We start from the raw sequence: 21,266 nt of genomic DNA on the forward strand, positions 1-21,266 counted from the left end.
GACATTTATTTTCTTTCTGCTCCGGATTGTCAACTCAAAGCGCGAAAGTTGTTGCTTAATTGTGATAAAACTATCTGATGCGACAGGTGTTTCCAGCCTGAAAAGGAACTTTTTACCTTTTCGCCTTCCCGTTTCGTTCAACTTAGTATAAAAAAGCAGGCTTCAATGGATGTCATTTAACTTTTTCAAGCCCGGAGCAACCTGTGAATACATTATCGGTTTCCCGTCTGGCGCTGGCACTGGCTTTTGGCGTGACGCTGAGCGCCTGTAGCTCTACGCCACCCGATCAGATCCCTTCCGATCAAACCGCGCCTGGCACCGCCTCGCGCCCAATTCTGTCGGCAAATGAAGCGAAAAACTTCGTTGCGGCGCGCTATTTTGCCTCCCTGACGCCGAATACCGCCCCGTGGTCGCCGTCGCCGATTACCCTGCCCGCACAGCCTGACTTTGTGGTGGGGCCGGCAGGTACGCCAGGCGTTACGCACACCTCGATTCAGGCCGCGGTCGATGCGGCAATGGTTAAACGCACGAACAAACGCCAGTACATTGCTATTATGCCGGGCGACTATCAGGGGACCGTGTATGTTCCCGCCGCGCCGGGAAGTCTGACCCTGTACGGGACCGGTGAAAAACCGATCGATGTGAAAATTGGGATGGCGATTGATGGTGAAATGAGCGTCGCTGACTGGCGCCGCGCGGTGAATCCCGGCGGGAAATATATGCCTGGTAAACCCGCCTGGTATATGTTCGATAACTGCCAAAGCAAACACGCCGCAACGATCGGTGTGATGTGTTCTGCCGCGTTCTGGTCACAGAATAACGGTCTGCAGCTACAAAATCTGACCATCGAGAACACGCTGGGCGACAGCGTCGATGCTGGAAACCATCCGGCGGTGGCGCTGCGTACCGATGGCGACAAAGTCCAGATTAACAAGGTCAATATCCTTGGCCGCCAGAACACCTTCTTTGTGACCAACAGCGGCGTGCAGAACCGTCTGCAGACCGATCGTCAGCCGCGTACGCTGGTGACGAACAGCTATATTGAAGGCGATGTGGATATGGTTTCCGGACGCGGCGCCGTGGTGTTCGATAACACCAACTTCCAGGTCGTCAACTCCCGCACACAGCAGGAAGCCTACGTCTTCGCCCCGGCGACGCTGTCCAATATTTACTATGGCTTTTTGGCGATCAACAGCCGCTTTAACGCCTCCGGCGATGGCGTTGCGCAGCTTGGCCGCTCGCTGGATGTCGACGCCAACACCAACGGTCAGGTAGTGATCCGCGACAGCGTGATTAACGAGGGCTTCAACGTTGCCAAACCGTGGGCCGACGCGGTCATCTCGAAACGTCCGTTTGCCGGAAATACGGGAACCGTGGATGACAAAGACGAGGTGCAGCGTAATCTGAACGACACTAACTACAACCGCATGTGGGAATACAACAACCGCGGTGTTGGCAGTAAAGTGGTGGCGGAACCTAAGCAGTAATCGCCGTTCCGGTTCAGGTTTATAAACGGGCCGCCGCAGCAGATGTGGCGGCCCGTGGTTTTACTGCAAGCGATGTTTATTGAAATTAATCAGGCAGCCCGCCGCCCTCCGGCACACAGCGCTTTAGTACGCGTTCACCACAACCCACATTGGCCCCTGGCCGACGGCATAACGACCTTTTTCCGTCAGCAACCCCTGAGTGCCCGTAATTTCATAGACCGCGATATGATGTGATTTTTGACCCGCAGCAATCAGGTATTTTCCGCTATTGTCGATATTAAAGCCGCGCGGTTGGGCTTCCGTCGGCTGGAAGCCTTCAACGCTAAGTACGCTGCCGTCTTCGGAGACACTAAAGACGGTAATCAGACTGGCGGTGCGGTCACAGGCATACAGATGCCGTCCATCCGGCGTAATATGAATATCCGCCGCCCAACGGGTATCGGAAAAATCGGCGGGCATCATATCCAGGGTTTGTACGCACTCTATCTCACCATGCGGATTTTTAAGCTGCCAGACATCCACCGAACTGTTCAGTTCATTGACGCAATAGGCATATTGTCGATTCGGGTGGAAGACCATATGACGCGGGCCTGCCCCTTCAACTGTATTTACTTCCGCCGGCTCCTGGGCCACCAGATGGCCGTCATCGCTTAGCGTAAACAGACAAATGCGATCCTGTTTTAGCGCAGGCACCCACAGGGTACGGTTATCAGGCGTAATATTTGCCGAGTGGCAGCCGTCCAGCCCTTCCACCACATCCACCAGCTCAACCGGCAGACCATCCTGTAAGCGCGTCACGCTGACATTACCGGCGTTATACGATCCGACAAAGACAAAACGACCATGATGATCGGTAGAAATATGGGTCGGGCTACCCGGCAGGGCGGATTCGGCGGCAAACGTCAGCGCGCCATCATCCGGCGCAATACGATACGCCAGGACACGAAACTCCGGGCGCACGCCGACATAGAGGTAGCGTTTATCCGGACTGACCACCATCGGCTGAACCTGACCGGGCACATCTACGACCTGCACCAGCGTCAGCGTCCCTTCGTGGTTCAGGCTCCAGACGTGAATTTGCTGACTCTCAGGGCTGGCGGTATAGACTGTTTGTTTCATGAATACTCCTTTGCATATGGCATGTAGCTGCAATAACAGGACACAGCTTAACGTAGTCGCTTTTGACGGCGAATGCTGAATTCAGACGCAGAATTTTGTCTGCTTACCGTCCCGGTGTACCATGCCGACAGACGGAATTATTACTCTTAATCTGGAAAAAATTATGACTGCACGCGTGATTGCCCTCGATTTAGACGGAACGTTATTAACCCCGCATAAAACCTTACTCCCCTCCTCGCTTGACGCGCTATCACGCGCCAAAGAGGCGGGCTTTCAACTTATCATTGTCACTGGCCGCCATCACGTTGCTATTCATCCTTTTTATCAGGCGCTGGCGCTGGAAACACCTGCTATTTGCTGCAACGGCACCTATTTGTATGATTATCAAGCTAAAACTGTCCTGGATGCCGATCCTATGCCCGTGGATAAGGCGTTGCAGTTGATTGATTTACTGGATGAGCATCAGATTCACGGCCTGATGTATGTTGATGACGCTATGCTTTACGAACACCCAACCGGTCACGTCGTGCGTACCTCCCGGTGGGCGCAGACCTTGCCGCCGGAGCAACGTCCGACCTTTACACAGGTCTCTTCGTTGGCGCAGGCGGCGCGCGACGTGAATGCCGTGTGGAAGTTTGCGCTTACCGATGAAGATATTCCCAGGCTACAGCGGTTCGGTCAGCATGTTGAACAGGCGCTTGGCCTGGAGTGCGAATGGTCATGGCACGATCAGGTGGATATCGCGCGCAAAGGCAACAGTAAAGGCAAGCGCCTTACCCAGTGGATAGAAGCGCAGGGAGGGTCAATGAAGAATGTGATCGCTTTCGGCGATAACTACAACGACATCAGTATGCTGGAGGCGGCAGGTACCGGCGTTGCGATGGGCAACGCCGATGAGGCGGTGAAAGCGCGCGCTGACGTTGTGATCGGCGATAACACTACCAATAGCATCGCCAAATTTATTTACACCCACCTGCTATAGTCAGGCGGTGATAGAAACGCTTTTCACCTGCGCGTAAAGCCACAGGCCAGGCTTGATATTCAGCTCATCCCTGGCCCACGGGCTTATTCGCGCCCACAGCGTTCTGCCGCCTATCTCAAGCTGGACTTCCACCTGTCCGTTATCGTCATAACAATTCGCCACTTTTGCCCGCAATACGTTGCGGATACTGGTCTGCTGCGGCGGCTGTAGTACCAGCGAGACATCCGACGCCTGTATACGAATACGCAGTGTGGATTGCAGCGGCTGATTGAGTTTATTTACCCACAGGTGCTGGTCGCCAAGCGCCAGGGCGGTCATGGCATAATGCGGGTGATGCTCCAGCACGCTAACTTTCAGAATACTGCTCTGTTGCTCTTTCGGCAGCCACGGGTGCATAACGCTGCTTCCCCAGACTTCTTCCAGCGGGCCAAACGCTTTAACCTGTCCATCCTCCAGCACCATGACTTTATCCGCCAGGTGGAGAATTTCATCGAGAGAATGGCTGACATACAGCATGGGAATATTGATTTCTCGCGCCAGCCGTTGCAGGTACGGCAGTAATTCGCGTTTTCGCGGGATATCCAGCGAGGCCAACGGTTCGTCCAACAGCAGCAACTCCGGGGCGGTGAGCAATGCCCGGCCTATCGCTACGCGCTGTTTTTCTCCGCCGGACAGGCTCCCCGGCAGGCGATCAAGCAACGCTTCAATTCCCAGCAGCGACACCAGCTTATCAAACTGACCGGTCATGCTTTTCGCCATGCCGTAGCGCAAATTGCCGCGTACTTTGTAATGGGGGAACAGGCGCGCATCCTGGAAAACATAACCGATGCGGCGCTTTTCCGGCGTTAAACAGATACCGTTTTCCGCGTCATGCAACACCCGGCCATTCAGCGCGATGCGTCCTTTTTGCGGGCGAGTCAAACCGCTGATGGCATTAATCAGCGAGGTTTTTCCCGCGCCGGAGACGCCAAAGATAGCCGTGATCCCACTGGCTGGCAGCGTTTCGTTGAGGGTTAAACAGTGCGTTCCCAGCGTCTGGGAAAAATTAAGCTCCAGCATGGTTAGCGCCCCGTCCGTTCACGGCTAATCCGCGCCAGCCATTCAGAAATCAACAGCGAAATCAGCGCTAATACAATCGAAATCACGCACAGCCTCGCCGCCGCGCTCTCCCCGCCCGGCGTCTGGATCAAGGTATACATGGCGGAAGGTATGGTGCGGGTTTCGCCCGGAATATTGGAAACAAAGGTAATGGTCGCGCCAAATTCGCCAAGCGAACGGGCAAACGCCAGCACCGTACCAACAATAATACCCGGCAGGGTAAGCGGTAAGGTGATAGTCAGAAAAACGCGCCAGCGCCCGGCGCCCAGCGTTCTGGCGGCCTGTTCAAGCTTGATATCCACCCCCTCCAGCGCCAGCCGAATGGCCCGCACCATCAGCGGGAAGGACATCACCGCCGCCGCCAGCACGGCGCCGCGCCAGCTAAAGGCAAACGTGAGACCGAACCAGTCATACAGCCACTGGCCAATAAACCCGCGTCGCCCCATCGACACCAGCAGCAGATAGCCGACCACCACCGGCGGCAGCACCAGCGGCAGATGCAGGACGCTATCAAGTAAGGCTTTGCCCGGAAACCGGCATCGCACCAGTAACCAGGCAAAAAAGATCCCAAACGGCAGGCTAAACAGCACGGCCAGGGAAGACACTTTCAGGCTAAGAAGGACAGCCTGCCATTCTGGATCGGTCAGTATCATTACTTCGTCGTAAATCCATAACGTTTAAAGATTGCCGAGGCCTGCGGTCCTTTCAGGTAATCATAGAACGCGCTGACGGTCGCATTTTTATGCCCCTCCACGATAGCGATGGGGTATTCTACTTTTTTATGTGAATCCTCCGGGAACGTCGCCACCACGTTGACCCCCTTGCTGGCGACCGCATCAGAACCGTATACAATGCCCAAAGGCGCTTCGTTACGTTCGACCAGCGCCAACGCGCCGCGCACATCCTCGCCCGGCGCCAGTTTCGGTTCAAGCGTTTGCCATGCGCCCAACTTTTGCAGCGCTTCTTTGGCATAAATTCCCGCCGGTACGTGTTGCGGATCGCCCACCGCCAGACGCCCGCCGTTCAGCAGACGAATCCAGTCCGTTTTGTTGTCGATGGTAAACGGTTTCTGCTCGCTGGCTTTCGGCGCTACCACCACCAGGCTATTGCCAAGCAATGTTTCGCGCGTCGTGGTATCCACCGCTTTTTTATCGGCTGCGTAATCCATCCATTTCTGGTCAGCAGAGATGAACAGATCCGCCGGCGCGCCCGCTTCTATCTGGCGCGCCAGCGTTGAAGAGGAGGCGAATGAGGAGACCACATCCACATTTTTCTCTTTTTTATATTCTGCCGCAATGTCTTGCATCGCGTTCGTTAGCGACGCGGCGGCGAATACGGTGATCTTGCCTTCATCCGCCAGCGCATAGCCAGCGATGACGAAAGATAATGTCGCCCCTGCGACCAGGCGTAACCAGGAATGCGCCATCTGTAACTCCTTATGCGTTTCGTTATGTAAACGACAATATAACGATAATCTCAGGGGTTTCCCAGCGGTTATTCATACCCATTAACGATTAAACACAGAAAATATCGGCAGGAAAAGCAGGATCTTGAGTAACAAAAACGCCCGACTGAGCGGGCGTTTGGGGAAATCAGCGGTTCTGTCTGGACTGGTCTTTCTGACCGATACCGGAAAAAATGTTGAACACCTCACCCAGACCGTAAATCAGACCGAGGATGATGGCCATCACTACCGGCACCATGATGACGGCGAATACCAGACTTTTTAATAACTCTAACATGGGCAACTCCAGATATAGTCCTTTTTGTATTTTAACCGCATCACACAGAAAAGCACTCCCCTTTTGTGCGGTCGGCTTTGCGCTGACGCGCTTTTCAGTCACAATAGTCTTTTTACCAGGAGCTGGTTATGCAGGCCGAAATCCTTCTTACCCTGAAACTTCAGCAAAAGCTTTTTGCCGATCCCCGACGTATCTCTCTGCTGAAACACATTGCGCTTTCCGGCTCGATTAGTCAGGGCGCGAAAGACGCGGGAATCAGCTATAAGAGCGCCTGGGATGCGATAAACGACATGAACCAGCTTAGCGAACATATGCTGGTTGAACGCGCAACGGGCGGCAAAGGCGGCGGCGGCGCGGTATTAACCCGCTATGGCCAGCGTCTGATCCAGCTTTACGATTTGCTGGGTCAAATTCAGCAAAAAGCGTTCGATGTGTTAAGCGACGATGACGCCCTGCCGCTTGACAGTCTGCTGGCAGCTATCTCCCGCTTTTCACTGCAAACCAGCGCCCGAAATCAGTGGTTCGGCACCATTACCGCCCGCGATCGCGATCAGGTGCAACAGCATGTCGACGTGCTGCTGGCCGACGGCAAAACGCGGCTCAAAGTCGCGCTGACGGCACAAAGCGGCGAGCGTCTCGGCCTGGAGGAAGGTAAAGAAGTGCTGATCCTGCTAAAAGCGCCGTGGGTTGGCATTACCCGGGATGCAGCCGTTGCGCGCGCCGCTGACAATCAGTTGTCGGGAACGATCAGCCATATCGAGCGCGGCGCGGAACAGTGTGAAGTGTTGATGGCGCTGCCGGACGGCCAGACGCTGTGCGCCACGATACCGACTTCAGATGCCGCCACGTTAAAGGAAGGCGATGACGTGATTGCCTGGTTTAATGCGGACAGAGTGATTATTGCGACGTTGTGCTAAGCACATTGACATCCGTTGCCGAAAGACGTATCCCTGTCATTCATCGCTGCAAAAAATGGGATGCAAAATGTCATCGTTGCAAATTTCGCAAGGCACGTTTCGTCTGAGCGATACAAAAACACTTCATCTGGATTCGCTGACGCTCAAAGCGGGCGATAGCTGGGCATTCGTTGGGGCTAACGGGAGCGGGAAGTCGGCGCTCGCCCGCGCGCTGGCGGGTGAACTGCCGTTATTAACAGGCGAGCGCCAGTGTCGGTTTACCCGCATTACTCGTCTGTCCTTTGAACAATTGCAAAAGCTGGTCAGCGATGAGTGGCAACGTAATAACACCGATATGCTCAGTCCTGGCGAAGACGATACCGGGCGCACTACCGCGGAAATTATTCAGGATGATGTTCACCATCCTGCCCGCTGTGCGATGCTGGCGCAGCAGTTCGGCATTTCCGCTTTACTCAACAGGCGTTTTAAATACCTTTCTACCGGCGAGACGCGAAAAGCGCTGCTGTGTCAGGCGCTGATGTCTGAGCCGGAGTTATTAATCCTTGATGAACCGTTCGACGGGCTTGACGTGACCGCCCGTCAACAACTGGCGCAACGCCTGACGGCGTTGAACCAGGCGGGTATGACCCTGGCGCTGGTACTCAACCGTTTTGATGAAATCCCGGACTTCGTGCAGTTTGCCGGCGTGCTTGCCGACTGTACGCTGGCGGAAACCGGAACGACGGCAGAGTTGCTGCAACGGGCGTTGGTTGCTCAACTCGCGCACAGCGAGCGTCTGACCGACGTACAATTACCCGAACCGGACGAACCTTCCGCCCGCCATGCGTTACCCGATGGCGAACCACGGATCGTACTTAACGATGGCGTAGTCTCGTATAACGATCGCCCTATCCTCCACCACCTAAACTGGCGAGTCAATCCAGGCGAACACTGGCAGATCGTCGGTCCTAACGGAGCGGGTAAGTCTACGCTGCTTAGCCTTATTACTGGCGATCATCCGCAAGGCTACAGCAACGATCTTACGCTGTTCGGGCGGCGGCGAGGAAGCGGCGAAACAATCTGGGATATCAAAAAACATATCGGCTACGTCAGCAGCAGTTTACATCTGGATTACCGCGTCAGTACCACGGTACGCAATGTCATTCTCTCCGGCTATTTCGATTCTATCGGCATTTACCAGGCCGTTTCAGACAGGCAACGAAAACTGGCGCAACAGTGGCTGGATATTCTGGGAATCGATAAGCGTACGGCGGATGCCCCCTTCCACAGTCTCTCCTGGGGACAGCAGCGGCTGGCGCTGATCGTGCGCGCGCTGGTTAAACATCCGACAGTGCTGATTCTGGACGAGCCGCTGCAAGGGTTGGACCCGCTGAACCGCCAACTGGTACGCCGTTTTGTAGATGTATTAATTCGCCAGGGAGAGACCCAACTGCTGTTCGTTTCCCATCATGCAGAGGATGCGCCTGCCTGTATTACCCACCGGCTGGAATTTGTACCAGATGGCGAACGTTATAAGTACGTTTCCGGACGATGCAATAATTAAATGTATTATCAGAATGGCGCCGCGCGCCATTCTGGAACCACTCTCCTTTTATTAAGAATAATAATAACTGTCGATAAGCTTACTATCTCTTGAATCGCTGACCGCCTCATTGTCATAATAATCCTGAAATTTTCGACAATGATGTCGTATGTGAATATAAGGGATTCATTATGGCTTTTCGTTTTCCACAAATAATACTATTTTTACTGGCAGCCATGTTATTTTGCCCCAGCAGTTATGCTGAGCAAAAGCCGACCGCTGCGCAGGAAGCGCGTAAAACCGCCGTTGAGGTCGCTGTTGAAGGCATGAGTCGCGCCGCCGTTGCGGGTCCGACAAAAATTAGTTTAGGTGATAAAGCCACGCTTAATCTGCCGGAAGGATTTACCTGGATACCCGCAAAAGAAGCGGCGGTATTTATGCGTGAAATTGGTAACTATGTTGACGATGAATATTTTTACGGTCTCGTATTTAAAAAGGAAATGAATGGATTTATTTCTATCGAATATGATGATTCTGGTTATGTAAAAGATGACGATGCAAAAAACTGGGATGCCGATGAATTAATGGATAACCTGCGCAAAGGCACAAAAGAAGCGAATAAAGATCGTATTGCAAAAGGCATTGAGCCGATAGAAATTATTGGCTGGATCGAGAAGCCTACCTACGATGCAACCAATCATCGTCTGATCTGGTCCGCCGCCATCCAGGATATCGGCACCAACGAACCACTGAATGAACAAGGCGTGAACTACAACACCTATCTGCTGGGACGTGAAGGTTATTTTTCTTTAAATCTGGTGACCGACAGAGGTTCTGTTGACCACGAAATCCCTCTGGCGAAAAGAATTCTCAGTTCCGTCAAGTTCAACGCTGGACAACGCTACGCTGACTTCAACGAATCAACGGACAAAATAGCGGAGTATGGGCTCGCCGCGCTGATTGGCGGTATCGCGGCCAAAAAAGTAGGTCTGCTTGCTATGCTCGGTATCGCGCTGCTTAAGTTCTGGAAAGTGACCGCCATCGGCGTCGTCGCTGTCGGGGCGCTCGCCAGGAAGCTACTCTCGCGTAAAAAAGACTGACAGCTCCTGCCCCGTCCGTTTCATTCCCAGGCGCGTAACGCGCCTTTTTTTCGGATAAAAAGCAGAAGCATTCTCAAGCCAGATGATTTGTAATCATTTAATTGATATAAATGCGTAAAATCACCAGTGTGTAAACGATTCCACTAATTTATTACATGTCACACTTTTCGCATCTTTGTTATGCTATGGTTATTCCATACCATAGGCTTAACGGAGCGAATTATGAGAGTATTGGTTACAGGTGGTAGCGGTTACATTGGAAGTCATACCTGCGTACAATTGCTGCAAAATGGTCATGACGTCGTCATCCTCGATAACCTCTGCAACAGCAAGCGCAGCGTGCTGCCCGTTATTGAACGTCTGGGCGGTAAGCACCCGACCTTTGTCGAAGGCGATATTCGCAACGAAGCGCTTATAACCGAAATTCTGCACGATCACGCGATTGATACCGTGATTCACTTTGCCGGCCTGAAAGCCGTCGGCGAATCGGTCGCCAGGCCGCTGGAGTACTATGACAACAACGTCAACGGTACGCTGCGGTTGGTCAGCGCCATGCGTGCGGCCAACGTTAAAAACCTTATTTTTAGCTCCTCCGCCACCGTTTATGGCGATCAGCCCAAAATTCCTTACGTCGAAAGTTTTCCTACCGGCACGCCGCAAAGCCCCTACGGCAAAAGTAAATTGATGGTAGAACAGATCCTCACCGATCTGCAAAAAGCCCAGCCGGAGTGGAGTATTGCGCTGCTGCGTTATTTCAACCCGGTCGGCGCTCACCCGTCGGGCGACATGGGAGAAGATCCGCAAGGTATTCCGAATAACCTGATGCCCTATATCGCCCAGGTCGCCGTGGGTCGTCGCGAATCGCTCGCCGTTTTCGGCAACGATTACCCGACCGAGGATGGCACCGGCGTACGCGATTACATTCACGTTATGGACTTAGCCGACGGGCACGTCGTGGCGATGGAAAAACTGGCGGACAAATCCGGCGTACATATTTATAACCTCGGCGCGGGTGTCGGCAGTAGCGTCCTGGATGTGGTCAACGCCTTTAGTAAAGCCTGCGGTAAACCCATTAATTACCACTTCGCGCCGCGCCGCGACGGCGATCTCCCGGCGTATTGGGCGGATGCCAGCAAAGCCGATCGCGAGCTGAACTGGCGCGTCACCCGCACGCTTGACGAAATGGCGCAGGACACCTGGCACTGGCAGTCACGCCATCCGCAGGGATACCCAGATTAAGGACGTTGTTATGACCCCATTTAATCCCATCGATCATCCGCATCGCCGTTATAACCCGCTTACCGGCCAGTGGGTTCTGGTTTCGCCGCATCGCGCAAAACGCCCCTGGCAGGGGGCGCAGGAAACGCCGTCTCAGCAAATGCTGCCGGCCCACGATCCGGACTGCTTCTTGTGTGCGGGCAATACGCGTGTCACCGGCGATAAAAATCCCGATTACAAAGGGACTTACGTCTTTACTAACGATTTCGCAGCGCTGATGGCCGACACGCCGGATGCGCCGGACAGCCACGATCCGCTGATGCGCTGTCAGAGCGCGCGCGGCACCAGCCGCGTGATCTGCTTTTCTCCCGATCACAGTAAAACGCTGCCGGAGTTGAGCCTGCCCGCGCTGACGGAAATCGTCAGAACCTGGCAGACGCAGACCGCCGAGTTAGGCAAAACCTATCCGTGGGTGCAGGTCTTTGAAAATAAAGGCGCGGCGATGGGCTGTTCGAACCCGCATCCGCATGGACAGGTCTGGGCCAACAGCTTCCTGCCGAATGAGGCCGAACGCGAAGATCGTTTACAAAAAGCCTATTTCGCCGAACAGCGTTCGCCAATGCTGGTGGATTATGTCCAGCGAGAACTGGCGGACGGCAGCCGCACCGTGGTCGAAACCGAACACTGGCTGGCGGTGGTGCCTTACTGGGCGGCGTGGCCGTTCGAAACGCTACTGTTACCCAAAACACATGTCCTGCGCATTACCGATTTAAGCGACGAGCAGCGCGACTCTCTGGCGCTGGCGTTGAAAAAGCTGACCAGTCGTTATGACAACCTGTTTCAGTGTTCCTTCCCCTACTCAATGGGCTGGCACGGCGCGCCGTTTAACGGTGAAGAAAACGCACACTGGCAGTTGCACGCACACTTTTACCCGCCGCTGCTGCGCTCTGCGACCGTCCGTAAATTTATGGTCGGCTATGAAATGCTGGCGGAAACCCAGCGTGATTTAACCGCAGAACAAGCGGCTGAACGCCTGCGCGCGGTCAGCGACATCCATTTTCGCGAATCCGGAGTATAAAAATGAATCTGAAAGAGAAAACGCGCGCGCTGTTTGCTGAAATTTTCAGCTACCCTGCCACCCACACGATTCAGGCGCCAGGCCGCGTCAACCTGATCGGCGAGCATACTGATTACAATGATGGTTTCGTTCTGCCCTGCGCTATCGATTACCAGACCGTAATTAGCTGTGCGCCGCGCGACGATCGTACCGTACGGGTGATTGCCGCCGATTACGACAATCAGGCGGACGAATTTTCACTGGATGCGCCGATCGTGACCCACGATAGCCAGCAGTGGTCAAACTATGTGCGCGGCGTAGTGAAACACCTGCAGCAGCGTAACAACGCGTTTGGCGGCGTGGATATGGTCATCAGCGGCAATGTGCCGCAGGGCGCCGGGTTAAGCTCCTCCGCCTCGCTGGAAGTGGCGGTGGGCACCGTCTTCCAGCAGCTTTATCACCTGCCGCTGGACGGCGCGCAAATTGCGCTCAACGGACAAGAGGCCGAGAACCAGTTTGTTGGCTGTAACTGCGGCATTATGGATCAGCTCATCTCTGCGCTCGGCAAAAAAGATCATGCGTTGCTGATTGATTGCCGTACGCTCGGCGCCAAAGCGGTTTCCATGCCGAAAGGTGTCGCCGTGGTGATCATCAATAGTAACTTTAAGCGCACGCTGGTGGGCAGCGAGTATAATACCCGCCGTGAACAGTGCGAAACCGGCGCCCGTTTCTTCCAGCAGCCGGCCCTGCGCGATGTTAGCCTTGAGGCGTTCAATGCCGTTGCCAGCGAACTGGACCCGGTAGTCGCAAAACGCGTTCGCCATGTATTGAGCGAAAATGCGCGCACCGTTGAAGCGGCAAGCGCGCTGGAGAAAGGTGATTTGCAACGTATGGGCCAACTGATGGCGGAGTCCCATGCCTCAATGCGCGATGATTTCGAAATTACCGTCCCGCAGATAGACACGCTGGTAGACATTGTCAAAGCGACCATCGGCGATCAAGGCGGCGTGCGCATGACCGGCGGCGGCTTTGGCGGGTGTGTTGTCGCGCTGATCCCGGAAGATCTGGTTCCCGCTGTGCAGCAGGCCGTTGCGCAACAGTACGAAGCGAAAACCGGAATCAAAGAAACCTTTTATGTATGCAAACCGTCACAAGGAGCAGGACAGTGCTAAATGAAACGCCCGCACTGGCCCCCGATGGTCAACCGTACCGCCTGCTAACCCTGCGCAACAGCGCAGGGATGGTGGTAACGCTGATGGACTGGGGAGCCACTCTTCTTTCCGCCCGTATTCCGCTGTCTGACGGCAGCGTTCGGGAAGCATTGCTGGGCTGCGCCAGCCCGGAACACTACCCTGAACAGACGTCGTTCCTCGGCGCCTCTATTGGCCGTTACGCGAACCGTATCGCCAATAGCCGCTATACGTTTGCCGGCGAAACCGTACAGTTAAGCCCAAGCCAGGGCGAGAACCAGCTACACGGCGGACCGGAAGGCTTTGATAAGCGCCGCTGGCAAATTGTGAACCAGAACGATCGCCAGGTATTATTCGCGCTCACCTCTGATGACGGCGACCAGGGCTTTCCTGGCCATCTGTGCGCCACGGCGCAATATCGTCTGACCGATGACAATAGAATCTCCATTACTTACCGGGCAACGGTCGATAAGCCCTGTCCGGTGAATTTGACCAACCACGTCTATTTTAATCTGGACGGCGATCGGACCGACGTGCGCCAGCATAAGCTGCAAATTCTGGCGGATGAGTATCTGCCGGTAGATGAATCCGGTATTCCACGCCAGGGGCTAAAATCGGTAGCCAATACCTCGTTTGACTTCCGGATGCCAAAAGTCATTGCCAGCGAGTTTCTCGCCGATGACGATCAGCGCAAGGTTAAAGGCTACGATCATGCTTTCCTGCTACAGACGCAGGGTGATGGCAAAAAGCCGGCGGCCCGTCTGTGGTCACAGGATGGAAAGCTACAAATGATGGTTTACACCACCGCCCCGGCGCTACAGTTTTATTCCGGCAATTATCTGGCGGGTACACCTTCCCGCGGGCCGGAACCTTATGCCGACTGGCAAGGGCTGGCGCTGGAAAGCGAACTGCTGCCGGACAGCCCGAATCATCCTGAATGGCCGCAGCCTGACTGTATCCTTCGCCCTGGCGAGGAGTACGCCAGCCTGACCGAGTATCAGTTTATTCCGTTCTAACGATATGCCGCTACATGCCCGATGACGCAAGCTTATCGGGCCTACGCGCCATTGCCCTGCTCAAACCTCCACCACTTAAAGACAAAATCGCAACTCTGAGTTCACAAGAACCTTACACTGCGCCACTATTTTCGCTATGGTTATGCGTAAGCATTGCCGCCAACACCTCGCGGCAATATAATGAGAATTATTATCATTACATATGATTTATAGGAGTGAGAGTATGGCTGTAACTAAGCTGGTTCTGGTACGTCACGGTGAAAGTCAATGGAACAAAGAGAACCGTTTCACCGGCTGGTATGATGTTGACCTGTCTGAAAAAGGCGTAAGCGAAGCAAAAGCAGCGGGTAAACTGCTAAAAGAAGAAGGTTTCAGCTTTGATTTTGCCTACACTTCCGTACTGAAACGCGCTATCCATACGCTGTGGAACGTACTGGATGAACTGGATCAGGCGTGGCTACCGGTGGAAAAATCCTGGAAACTCAATGAACGTCACTATGGCGCGTTGCAGGGGCTGAATAAAGCGGAAACGGCAGAAAAATATGGTGACGAGCAGGTTAAGCAGTGGCGCCGCGGTTTTGCCGTGACGCCGCCGGAACTGACCAAAGATGATGAGCGTTATCCGGGTCACGATCCACGTTATGCCAAACTGAGCGAGAAAGAGCTGCCGTTGACCGAAAGTCTGGCGCTGACCATCGACCGCGTTATTCCTTACTGGAACGACACCATCCTGCCGCGTATGAAGAGCGGTGAGCGCGTGATCATCGCCGCTCACGGTAACTCATTGCGTGCGCTGGTGAAATACCTGGATAACATGAGTGAAGATGAGATTCTTGAGTTAAACATCCCGACCGGCGTTCCGCTGGTGTATGAGTTCGACGAAAACTTCAAGCCGATCAAACATTACTATCTGGGCAACGCTGACGAGATCGCTGCGAAAGCGGCTGCCGTGGCGAATCAGGGTAAAGCGAAATAATCACCTTTGCCGGATGGCGGTATAACTGCCTTATCCGGCCTACGAGCAATGGGTAGGCCGGATAAGCGCAGCGCCATCAGGCAATATGTCTTAAACAGCGATCACGCCGTCCAGCACCACCTGCAATTTCCCCTGCGAACAGCGCTCCACGCGTCCTCGTACCCGGTACACTTCAGCCAGACGCTCCGCAGTAATCACCGTCTCCGGCGCGCCGCTGGCGACCAGCCTACCGTCTTTTAGCATCAGGACATGGTCACCATGACGCAGTGCAATATTAATGTCATGCGCCACGACTATCGTCACCCTATTTTGCGCCTGGGTATCCCGACGCACGAGATCCATTACGTGAAACTGATAGTTTAAATCCAGCGCGCTGAGCGGCTCATCCAGCAACAGAAGTTCAGGGCGACGAATCAGCGATTGCGCCAGACCCACTAACTGCCGCTGACCGCCGGAAAGCTGGTCGAGATACTGCAACGCCAGATGCGTTATGCCCAATTGCTCAAGGATAGCCAGTATCTGCGCTCTGCCCTGCGCATTGTCTCTGCCGCCTGATGCCCGCAGTACCACGATAATCGACTCCAGTACATGCAGATGTACGCCCTGCGGTAATGACTGCGGCAAAAACACAACTTTCTGCGCCCGCTCGGCAAACGATAACGACATGAGATCTTCGCCATCAAGCAGCGCCTCGCCGTCGGCGTTATTCAGCCCGGCCAGCGAACGTAGTAACGTCGATTTACCACAGCCGTTCGGCCCCAGCAAAATGGTAATTTTCCCGCGCGGCAGTAAGGGAACGTTGAGGTCTGCAATAACTGGCTGAGTGGAATAGCCGGCACTAAATGAGCGGAGCATTAACCCGCGCATCAGAGACTCCCCCGATGTCGCAATACAATGCTTAAAAAGAACGGAACCCCGACCAGCGAGGTGACAATCCCCACCGGCACCATGACGCCCGGAATACTATTTTTCGCCGCAATAGAGGCCAGCGATAACACCAGCCCGCCTATCAGCACGCTGCCCGGAAGGTAGAAACGGTGATCTTCCCCCAAAAGTATTCGCGCAATGTGCGGTGCAACGAGACCAATAAAACCAATCGGCCCGACGAAAGCTACCGCCAGCGCTGATAACAAGCTGATACGCAACAATGACAGCAGGCGTAAACGGCGGACATGAATCCCAAAGCTCATCGCCCTCTCTTCGCCCAGACGTAATGCCGTGAGTTGCCAGGCGCTTCGTAACGCGCAAAAAAGCACAGCAATAAACACCACGGCCAGTACGCCCAATTTTTCCCACGACGCGCGGACCAGGCTCCCCATCGTCCAGAATACCAGCCCCTGCAGCGTATCTTCATCAGCCACAAACTGCATAATGGCGACCAACGCGTTAAAGGTGAATACCAGCGCAATACCGAACAACACCACTCCGGATGCGGCGACGCCTGTCCAACGGGTAATACCGTCCAGGAGTAACGCGGATAAAAGCGCAAAGATGAACGCATTGGCCGGGATAAACCAGGTGGCAGGAATACCGGGAATACCGATCCCCAACACAATCGCCAGCGCAGCGCCAAAAGCCGCTGCGGACGATACGCCAAGGGTAAACGGCGTCGCCAGCGGATTATTTAAAATGGTTTGCATTTCGGCGCCCGCTAACCCTAACGCCATGCCCACCAGTAGGGCCATCAGGGCATAGGGTAAACGAATATCCCAGACAATAACGTGTATGCCCGCATTCACCTTTTCCGGTTGAAAAAGCGCCTGCCATAGCGCACTGAGCGGTAAACCAGAAGACCCACAGGTTACATCCACCATCAGTGAAGCCATCATCGCCAACGCAATAGCTAACATGAGCACAGCCCGTTTGCGTATGATCTGGCGATAGCGCGGAATGACGGGCGTGGAAGCGAGAGCGGGGGCTAAAAGTGATTTGTCCTGACAGGTCATGGTTCGGGCTACGTTATTAATCAGAAGAGAATTATAGCGCCGAATTATTTCGTTATATATTTATTTATATTTCGATTGATGACACGGTGGCCTATCTCATCGGTTTCCAATAAATATCCTCCGGCATAGCCCTGTCTCTTGATCAGATCTCCTGATCAAGAGACAGGGCCTGGCTGGGGGTTTTCCATAGACAAAAAAAGCGTGGAGCCATCCACGCTTGAGGCTGCTGACAACGTGTAACCAGGTGGCAATGTTCCAACCACGGACCTACAAAAAGTACGTAATCTGTTGATATTCTCGTTTCGTAAGTCAGGCAAAGCGCTAGCTGCCTCTCGCAGAAATGCCAACACAACAGATAATTGTCAGCAGTCCTCATTTTTCAGTCAGCAAATATCGGTCCGGCAGGGAATTTCGCCAGAAACCCGGTGACGGCCAGCAGCGACCACAGCCCGGGCCACTCAATCTGGCGCTCCCGCAGTTCATCATCCAGCGTCATAAGCGCAAACTCACCTTTATCGCCCAGCACGCCGCCCTGCCAGAGCAGCCGCTGCGCCTGCTGCCGCGCCCAGGGGGAATCGCTCTTCCAGGCCAGCAGGTGCAGCAGAGCCTGCTGCAGGCAGACACCGTGAGAATGTTGATCCCGCAACAGCCGCCGGTAAACCGGCAGCGATATGCTGCGCACGGTATAAAAACCGCTGCGGGTTTCGCTGTCAACATCTGCCATGCCAGCACAGAACTGACTGGCCAGGTCACATAAACGATTGTGCGTCAGCGGCTGGCGCAGGGCATCCAGACGACCTGCTGCGGCACACAGCAGCCCGCTCCTTTGCCGTTCTTGTGGCAGCGAATCAGGCAAAACCGCTACCGTTTCAGCCGCCCCGGCCTGCGCATGCTGTACGCCCGCGTCATAACAACGGACAAAGAAATCATGGCTGCCACGGACGATTGACGGGTGCGCCAGCAGATTCAGCGCCGGGTGCAGTTGTTCAAGCTCGTCCAGTGACGCCAGCGTGTAATTGACAACCACATCTTTTGTCGATGCCCGGCCTTCCGGACGAAATGCTATGGTTTCATTCATCAAAGTCTCCTTATGGGACATTCCCGGAGGCGATGCTGCGCATCTGTCCGGGCTACAGATCCATGCAATCCGGTAGCCCGGACAGGCGCAACGCGCCGCCTCCGGGAAAGGAACAGATTTACATCGCCAGCACGTACTTCAGCATCACCCCGGCGGCTATCGCCGAGCCAATCACCCCCGCCACGTTCGGCCCCATCGCGTGCATCAGCAGGAAGTTCTGCGGGTCTGATTCCAGCCCCACTTTGTTCGATACGCGGGCTGCCATCGGCACCGCCGACACCCCCGCCGAACCGATAAGCGGGTTGATTTTGTTCTTACTGCACAGGTTCATCAGCTTCGCCATCAGTACCCCGGCCGCCGTCCCGATACCAAAGGCAACCACCCCCAGCAGCAGAATGCCCAGCGTCTGCGGCTGCAGGAACTTGTCCGCCACCAGCTTCGCGCCCACCGACAGTCCGAGGAAGATGGTGACGATATTAATCAGCCCGTTCTGTACCGTGTCGCTCAGACGCTCCACCACGCCGCTTTCACGCATCAGATTGCCAAAGCAGAACATCCCCAGCAGCGGCGCGGCGTCCGGCAGCAGCAGCGCCACCAGCAGTAACAGCACCACCGGAAAGAGGATTTTTTCCCGCTTACTCACCGTGCGCAGCTGCACCATGCGGATTTTGCGCTCCGTCTCCGTGGTCAGCGCCTTCATAATCGGCGGCTGGATTAACGGCACCAGCGCCATATACGAGTACGCCGCCACCGCGATGGCCCCCAGCAGCTCCGGCGCCAGTTTGCCCGACAGATAAATCGCCGTCGGGCCGTCCGCGCCGCCGATAATGCCGATGGCCGCCGCCTGCGGCAGGGTGAAGGCAATCAGGCCGAAGTAGTTCAGCGTCAGCGCCCCCAGCACGGTGGCGAAGATGCCGAACTGCGCCGCCGCGCCGAGCAGCAGGGTGCGCGGATTCGCCAGCAGCGGGCCGAAGTCGGTCATCGCGCCCACACCCATAAAGATGACCAGCGGCGCGACACCGGAGCCAATCGCCACTTTATAGAACAGCGCCAGCACCCCCGGCGTGTAGCCCATGTCCACCGCCAGGTTCTCCATCTGGCTCTGGACGGAGGGCAGCGCCAGCGCTAATGCCTCTTTAATGGCGTGCACGTCCGGCGCGCAGTTAAGCTTCGCGGCAATCACCGCCAGCTGCCCGGCGTCGTGATGCGCCAGCAGGCTCTCCAGCGCGGTCAGCGCCATGCCCGCTTCCGGGATATTGGAGAGCAGGCCGCCGAAGCCAATCGGCAGCAACAACAACGGCTCGAACTTCTTCGCTATCGCCAGCCACAGCAGCAGCAGGCTGACCAGCAGCATGATGGCCTGGCCTGCGCCAAGGTGCATCAGCCCCATGCCCTGAAGCAGGGCGTTCAGACTTTCCATTTCAGTTCTCCGTTACGCCAGCGTCATCAGGGTGTCGCCCACGGAGACCGCGTCCCCGGACTTCACCGCGATGCCGCGTACCGTCCCGGCCTGCGCGGCGCGGATTTCGGTTTCCATCTTCATGGCTTCCAGAATCAGCAGCACGTCGCCTTCGGCCACCGTCTGGCCTTCGGTGGCAATCACCTTCCAGATGTTGCCCGCCAGCGGCGCGGTGACCGGTGTGCCGGCGCCTGCCGGGGCGGTGGCAGGAGCAGAAGAGGCAGCAGGTGCAGCCGCAGTGAGCTGGCTGATATCGCCGCCGTCGCTGACCTTCACCACAAAGGCTTTGCCTTCCACTTCGACGGTGTAGATACCGGAGGCGGCAGGCTTCTCTGCTTTTGCCACCGGCTGCACGGCTTCCGCCTGCGGCAGTGGCTCAAACGCCGCCGGATTATTGCGGTTCTCAAGGAATTTGAGGCCGATTTGCGGGAACAGCGCCACGGTGAGGACGTCGTCGATGGCGTTTTCCGCAAGCTGAATGCCCTTCTCCTGCGCCTGGCGCCTGACGTCCGCTTCCAGTTCAGCCAGTTCCGGCTTCAGCAGGTCCGCCGGGCGGCAGGTCACCGGAGCGCCCCCGTCCAGCACGCGGGCCTGCAGTGCCGCGTTTACCGGCACCGGAGTGTGGCCGTATTCGCCTTTCAGAATGCCAGCGGTTTCTTTGGCAATGGTTTTGTAGCGCTCGCCGGTCAGGACGTTGAGCACCGCCTGGGTGCCGACAATCTGCGAGGTCGGGGTCACCAGCGGGATAAAGCCGAGGTCCTCGCGCACGCGGGGGATTTCCGCCAGCACCTGGTCGAGTTTGTCCGCCGCGTTCTGCTGCTTCAGCTGGCTTTCGAGGTTAGTGAGCATTCCGCCCGGCACCTGGGCCACGAGGATACGGCTGTCGTAGCCCTTCAGCTGGCCTTCAAAGGCGTGATACTTTTTGCGCACCTCGCGGAAGTATGCGGCGATATTTTCCAGCTTCAGGATATCCAGCCCGGTGTCGTGCTCAGTACCTGCCAACGTCGCCACCAGCGCTTCGGTGGCCGGGTGGCCGTAGGTGGCGCTCATGGAGGAAATTGCCGTGTCCACGCCGTCAACACCCGCCTCGATAGCCTTCAGCAGGGCCATCTCCGCCATCCCGGTGGTGGCGTGACAGTGCAGGTGCAGGCGCACCTCAAAACGTTTTTTGATTTCGCTCACCAGCTCATACGCCGCCATCGGAGTGAGAATGCCGGACATATCCTTGATGGCAATCGAGTCGACGCCGGTTTCCAGCAGTTGCTCCGTTAAATCCAGCCAGGTCTGCAGCGTGTGCGCCGGGCTGGTGGTGTAACTCAGGGTCCCCTGGGCGTGCGCGCCGTGGCTGCGCACCGCCTG

20 protein-coding genes are annotated in these 21,266 nt (G+C 55.6%); 10 read left to right on the plus strand and 10 right to left on the minus strand.

The genetic code is table 11. The features are described 5' to 3' along the window. The first annotated feature begins 203 nt into the window (after window positions 1-203). Complete coding sequence (locus tag ABVM99_RS22960; protein ID WP_001094776.1) at window positions 204-1,487, plus strand: putative acyl-CoA thioester hydrolase; 1,284 nt, start codon at window positions 204-206, stop codon at window positions 1,485-1,487. A 123-nt stretch (window positions 1,488-1,610) separates the two neighbouring features. On the opposite strand, the gene pgl is transcribed toward ABVM99_RS22960, so the two are convergent. Next, the gene (pgl, locus tag ABVM99_RS22965) at window positions 1,611-2,606 is read right to left on the minus strand and encodes a 6-phosphogluconolactonase (RefSeq protein WP_000815468.1); all 996 of its coding nucleotides are present in this window, start codon (window positions 2,604-2,606) and stop codon (window positions 1,611-1,613) included. A 163-nt stretch (window positions 2,607-2,769) separates the two neighbouring features. On the opposite strand from pgl, the gene ABVM99_RS22970 reads away from it, so the two are divergent. Then, a complete protein-coding gene (locus ABVM99_RS22970) occupies window positions 2,770-3,588 on the plus strand; it encodes a pyridoxal phosphatase (RefSeq protein WP_023195247.1) in 819 nt (272 codons plus the stop codon). On the opposite strand, the gene modC is transcribed toward ABVM99_RS22970, so the two are convergent. The 4 genes from modC to ABVM99_RS22990 form a co-directional block, all read right to left on the minus strand. Beyond that, on the minus strand, window positions 3,589-4,647 hold the full coding sequence (gene modC / locus ABVM99_RS22975; protein WP_000891710.1) for a molybdenum ABC transporter ATP-binding protein ModC: 1,059 nt from the start codon (window positions 4,645-4,647) through the stop codon (window positions 3,589-3,591). Window positions 4,648-4,649: 2 nt separating this feature from the next. Beyond that, window positions 4,650-5,339: a molybdate ABC transporter permease subunit gene (gene modB / locus ABVM99_RS22980; RefSeq protein ID WP_000604026.1), complete on the minus strand. Its 690-nt coding sequence runs from the start codon at window positions 5,337-5,339 to the stop codon at window positions 4,650-4,652. Then, window positions 5,339-6,112, minus strand: coding sequence for a molybdate ABC transporter substrate-binding protein (gene modA, locus ABVM99_RS22985; protein WP_052938323.1), 774 nt, complete (start codon window positions 6,110-6,112; stop codon window positions 5,339-5,341). The genes modB and modA overlap by 1 nt, the downstream gene beginning before the upstream one ends. A 166-nt stretch (window positions 6,113-6,278) precedes the next feature. Further along, complete coding sequence (locus ABVM99_RS22990) at window positions 6,279-6,428, minus strand: AcrZ family multidrug efflux pump-associated protein (protein WP_000891513.1); 150 nt, start codon at window positions 6,426-6,428, stop codon at window positions 6,279-6,281. A gap of 128 nt (window positions 6,429-6,556) precedes the next feature. Between ABVM99_RS22990 and modE the strand changes: the two genes are divergently transcribed. The 8 genes from modE (at window position 6,557) to gpmA (ending at window position 15,424) form a co-directional block, all read left to right on the plus strand. Beyond that, window positions 6,557-7,345 carry a molybdenum-dependent transcriptional regulator gene (gene modE / locus ABVM99_RS22995; protein ID WP_001147418.1) on the plus strand — a complete coding sequence of 263 codons (789 nt, stop codon included), beginning with the start codon at window positions 6,557-6,559 and terminating at the stop codon, window positions 7,343-7,345. A gap of 67 nt (window positions 7,346-7,412) precedes the next feature. Beyond that, window positions 7,413-8,888, plus strand: coding sequence for a molybdate ABC transporter ATP-binding protein ModF (modF, locus tag ABVM99_RS23000; RefSeq protein WP_023194802.1), 1,476 nt, complete (start codon window positions 7,413-7,415; stop codon window positions 8,886-8,888). 170 nt (window positions 8,889-9,058) lie between these two features. Beyond that, on the plus strand, window positions 9,059-9,967 hold the full coding sequence (locus ABVM99_RS23005; protein WP_000885531.1) for a DUF2167 domain-containing protein: 909 nt from the start codon (window positions 9,059-9,061) through the stop codon (window positions 9,965-9,967). 222 nt (window positions 9,968-10,189) lie between these two features. Next, window positions 10,190-11,206 (plus strand): UDP-glucose 4-epimerase GalE, encoded by a 1,017-nt coding sequence (galE, locus tag ABVM99_RS23010; RefSeq protein WP_001265465.1) that lies wholly within the window; start codon window positions 10,190-10,192, stop codon window positions 11,204-11,206. Window positions 11,207-11,216: 10 nt separating this feature from the next. Next, window positions 11,217-12,263 carry a galactose-1-phosphate uridylyltransferase gene (gene galT / locus ABVM99_RS23015; RefSeq protein WP_000187473.1) on the plus strand — a complete coding sequence of 349 codons (1,047 nt, stop codon included), beginning with the start codon at window positions 11,217-11,219 and terminating at the stop codon, window positions 12,261-12,263. A gap of 2 nt (window positions 12,264-12,265) precedes the next feature. Then, window positions 12,266-13,414 carry a galactokinase gene (gene galK / locus ABVM99_RS23020; RefSeq protein WP_023195255.1) on the plus strand — a complete coding sequence of 383 codons (1,149 nt, stop codon included), beginning with the start codon at window positions 12,266-12,268 and terminating at the stop codon, window positions 13,412-13,414. Next, a complete protein-coding gene (gene galM, locus ABVM99_RS23025; RefSeq protein WP_000931428.1) occupies window positions 13,408-14,448 on the plus strand; it encodes a galactose-1-epimerase in 1,041 nt (346 codons plus the stop codon). Before galK ends, galM begins: the two co-directional genes overlap by 7 nt. Before the next feature lie 223 nt (window positions 14,449-14,671). After that, window positions 14,672-15,424 carry a 2,3-diphosphoglycerate-dependent phosphoglycerate mutase gene (gene gpmA / locus ABVM99_RS23030; RefSeq protein WP_000301554.1) on the plus strand — a complete coding sequence of 251 codons (753 nt, stop codon included), beginning with the start codon at window positions 14,672-14,674 and terminating at the stop codon, window positions 15,422-15,424. Window positions 15,425-15,514: 90 nt separating this feature from the next. Here gpmA and ABVM99_RS23035 read toward each other — a convergent pair whose 3' ends face one another. The 5 genes from ABVM99_RS23035 to ABVM99_RS23055 form a co-directional block, all read right to left on the minus strand. Further along, complete coding sequence (locus tag ABVM99_RS23035; protein ID WP_001214710.1) at window positions 15,515-16,291, minus strand: ABC transporter ATP-binding protein; 777 nt, start codon at window positions 16,289-16,291, stop codon at window positions 15,515-15,517. Continuing rightward, window positions 16,291-17,370 carry an iron ABC transporter permease gene (locus tag ABVM99_RS23040; RefSeq protein ID WP_023195254.1) on the minus strand — a complete coding sequence of 360 codons (1,080 nt, stop codon included), beginning with the start codon at window positions 17,368-17,370 and terminating at the stop codon, window positions 16,291-16,293. Before ABVM99_RS23040 ends, ABVM99_RS23035 begins: the two co-directional genes overlap by 1 nt. A 379-nt stretch (window positions 17,371-17,749) precedes the next feature. Then, complete coding sequence (locus ABVM99_RS23045) at window positions 17,750-18,448, minus strand: triphosphoribosyl-dephospho-CoA synthase (RefSeq protein WP_001005993.1); 699 nt, start codon at window positions 18,446-18,448, stop codon at window positions 17,750-17,752. Between the two features lie 118 nt (window positions 18,449-18,566). Then, window positions 18,567-19,868 (minus strand): oxalacetate decarboxylase subunit beta, encoded by a 1,302-nt coding sequence (locus ABVM99_RS23050; protein WP_023205680.1) that lies wholly within the window; start codon window positions 19,866-19,868, stop codon window positions 18,567-18,569. A gap of 12 nt (window positions 19,869-19,880) precedes the next feature. Further along, the coding region (locus ABVM99_RS23055; protein WP_393927396.1) for a pyruvate carboxylase subunit B at window positions 19,881-21,266 on the minus strand (1,386 nt) is incomplete at its 5' end.

The sequence above is a fragment of the Salmonella sp. SJTUF15591 genome (genome assembly GCF_043356435.1).
GTDB classification, from domain to species: Bacteria; Pseudomonadota; Gammaproteobacteria; order Enterobacterales; family Enterobacteriaceae; genus Salmonella; species Salmonella enterica.

Coding starts and splice junctions, on each gene's coding strand:
- pgl (WP_000815468.1), bottom strand. CDS start 2,606: ATGAAACAAACAGTCTATACCGCCAGCCCTGAGAGTCAGCAAATTCAC.
- ABVM99_RS22970 (WP_023195247.1), top strand. CDS start 2,770: ATGACTGCACGCGTGATTGCCCTCGATTTAGACGGAACGTTATTAACC.
- modC (WP_000891710.1), bottom strand. CDS start 4,647: ATGCTGGAGCTTAATTTTTCCCAGACGCTGGGAACGCACTGTTTAACC.
- modB (WP_000604026.1), bottom strand. CDS start 5,339: ATGATACTGACCGATCCAGAATGGCAGGCTGTCCTTCTTAGCCTGAAA.
- modA (WP_052938323.1), bottom strand. CDS start 6,112: ATGGCGCATTCCTGGTTACGCCTGGTCGCAGGGGCGACATTATCTTTC.
- ABVM99_RS22990 (WP_000891513.1), bottom strand. CDS start 6,428: ATGTTAGAGTTATTAAAAAGTCTGGTATTCGCCGTCATCATGGTGCCG.
- modE (WP_001147418.1), top strand. CDS start 6,557: ATGCAGGCCGAAATCCTTCTTACCCTGAAACTTCAGCAAAAGCTTTTT.
- modF (WP_023194802.1), top strand. CDS start 7,413: ATGTCATCGTTGCAAATTTCGCAAGGCACGTTTCGTCTGAGCGATACA.
- ABVM99_RS23005 (WP_000885531.1), top strand. CDS start 9,059: ATGGCTTTTCGTTTTCCACAAATAATACTATTTTTACTGGCAGCCATG.
- galE (WP_001265465.1), top strand. CDS start 10,190: ATGAGAGTATTGGTTACAGGTGGTAGCGGTTACATTGGAAGTCATACC.
- galT (WP_000187473.1), top strand. CDS start 11,217: ATGACCCCATTTAATCCCATCGATCATCCGCATCGCCGTTATAACCCG.
- galK (WP_023195255.1), top strand. CDS start 12,266: ATGAATCTGAAAGAGAAAACGCGCGCGCTGTTTGCTGAAATTTTCAGC.
- gpmA (WP_000301554.1), top strand. CDS start 14,672: ATGGCTGTAACTAAGCTGGTTCTGGTACGTCACGGTGAAAGTCAATGG.
- ABVM99_RS23035 (WP_001214710.1), bottom strand. CDS start 16,291: ATGCGCGGGTTAATGCTCCGCTCATTTAGTGCCGGCTATTCCACTCAG.
- ABVM99_RS23040 (WP_023195254.1), bottom strand. CDS start 17,370: ATGACCTGTCAGGACAAATCACTTTTAGCCCCCGCTCTCGCTTCCACG.
- ABVM99_RS23045 (WP_001005993.1), bottom strand. CDS start 18,448: ATGAATGAAACCATAGCATTTCGTCCGGAAGGCCGGGCATCGACAAAA.
- ABVM99_RS23050 (WP_023205680.1), bottom strand. CDS start 19,868: ATGGAAAGTCTGAACGCCCTGCTTCAGGGCATGGGGCTGATGCACCTT.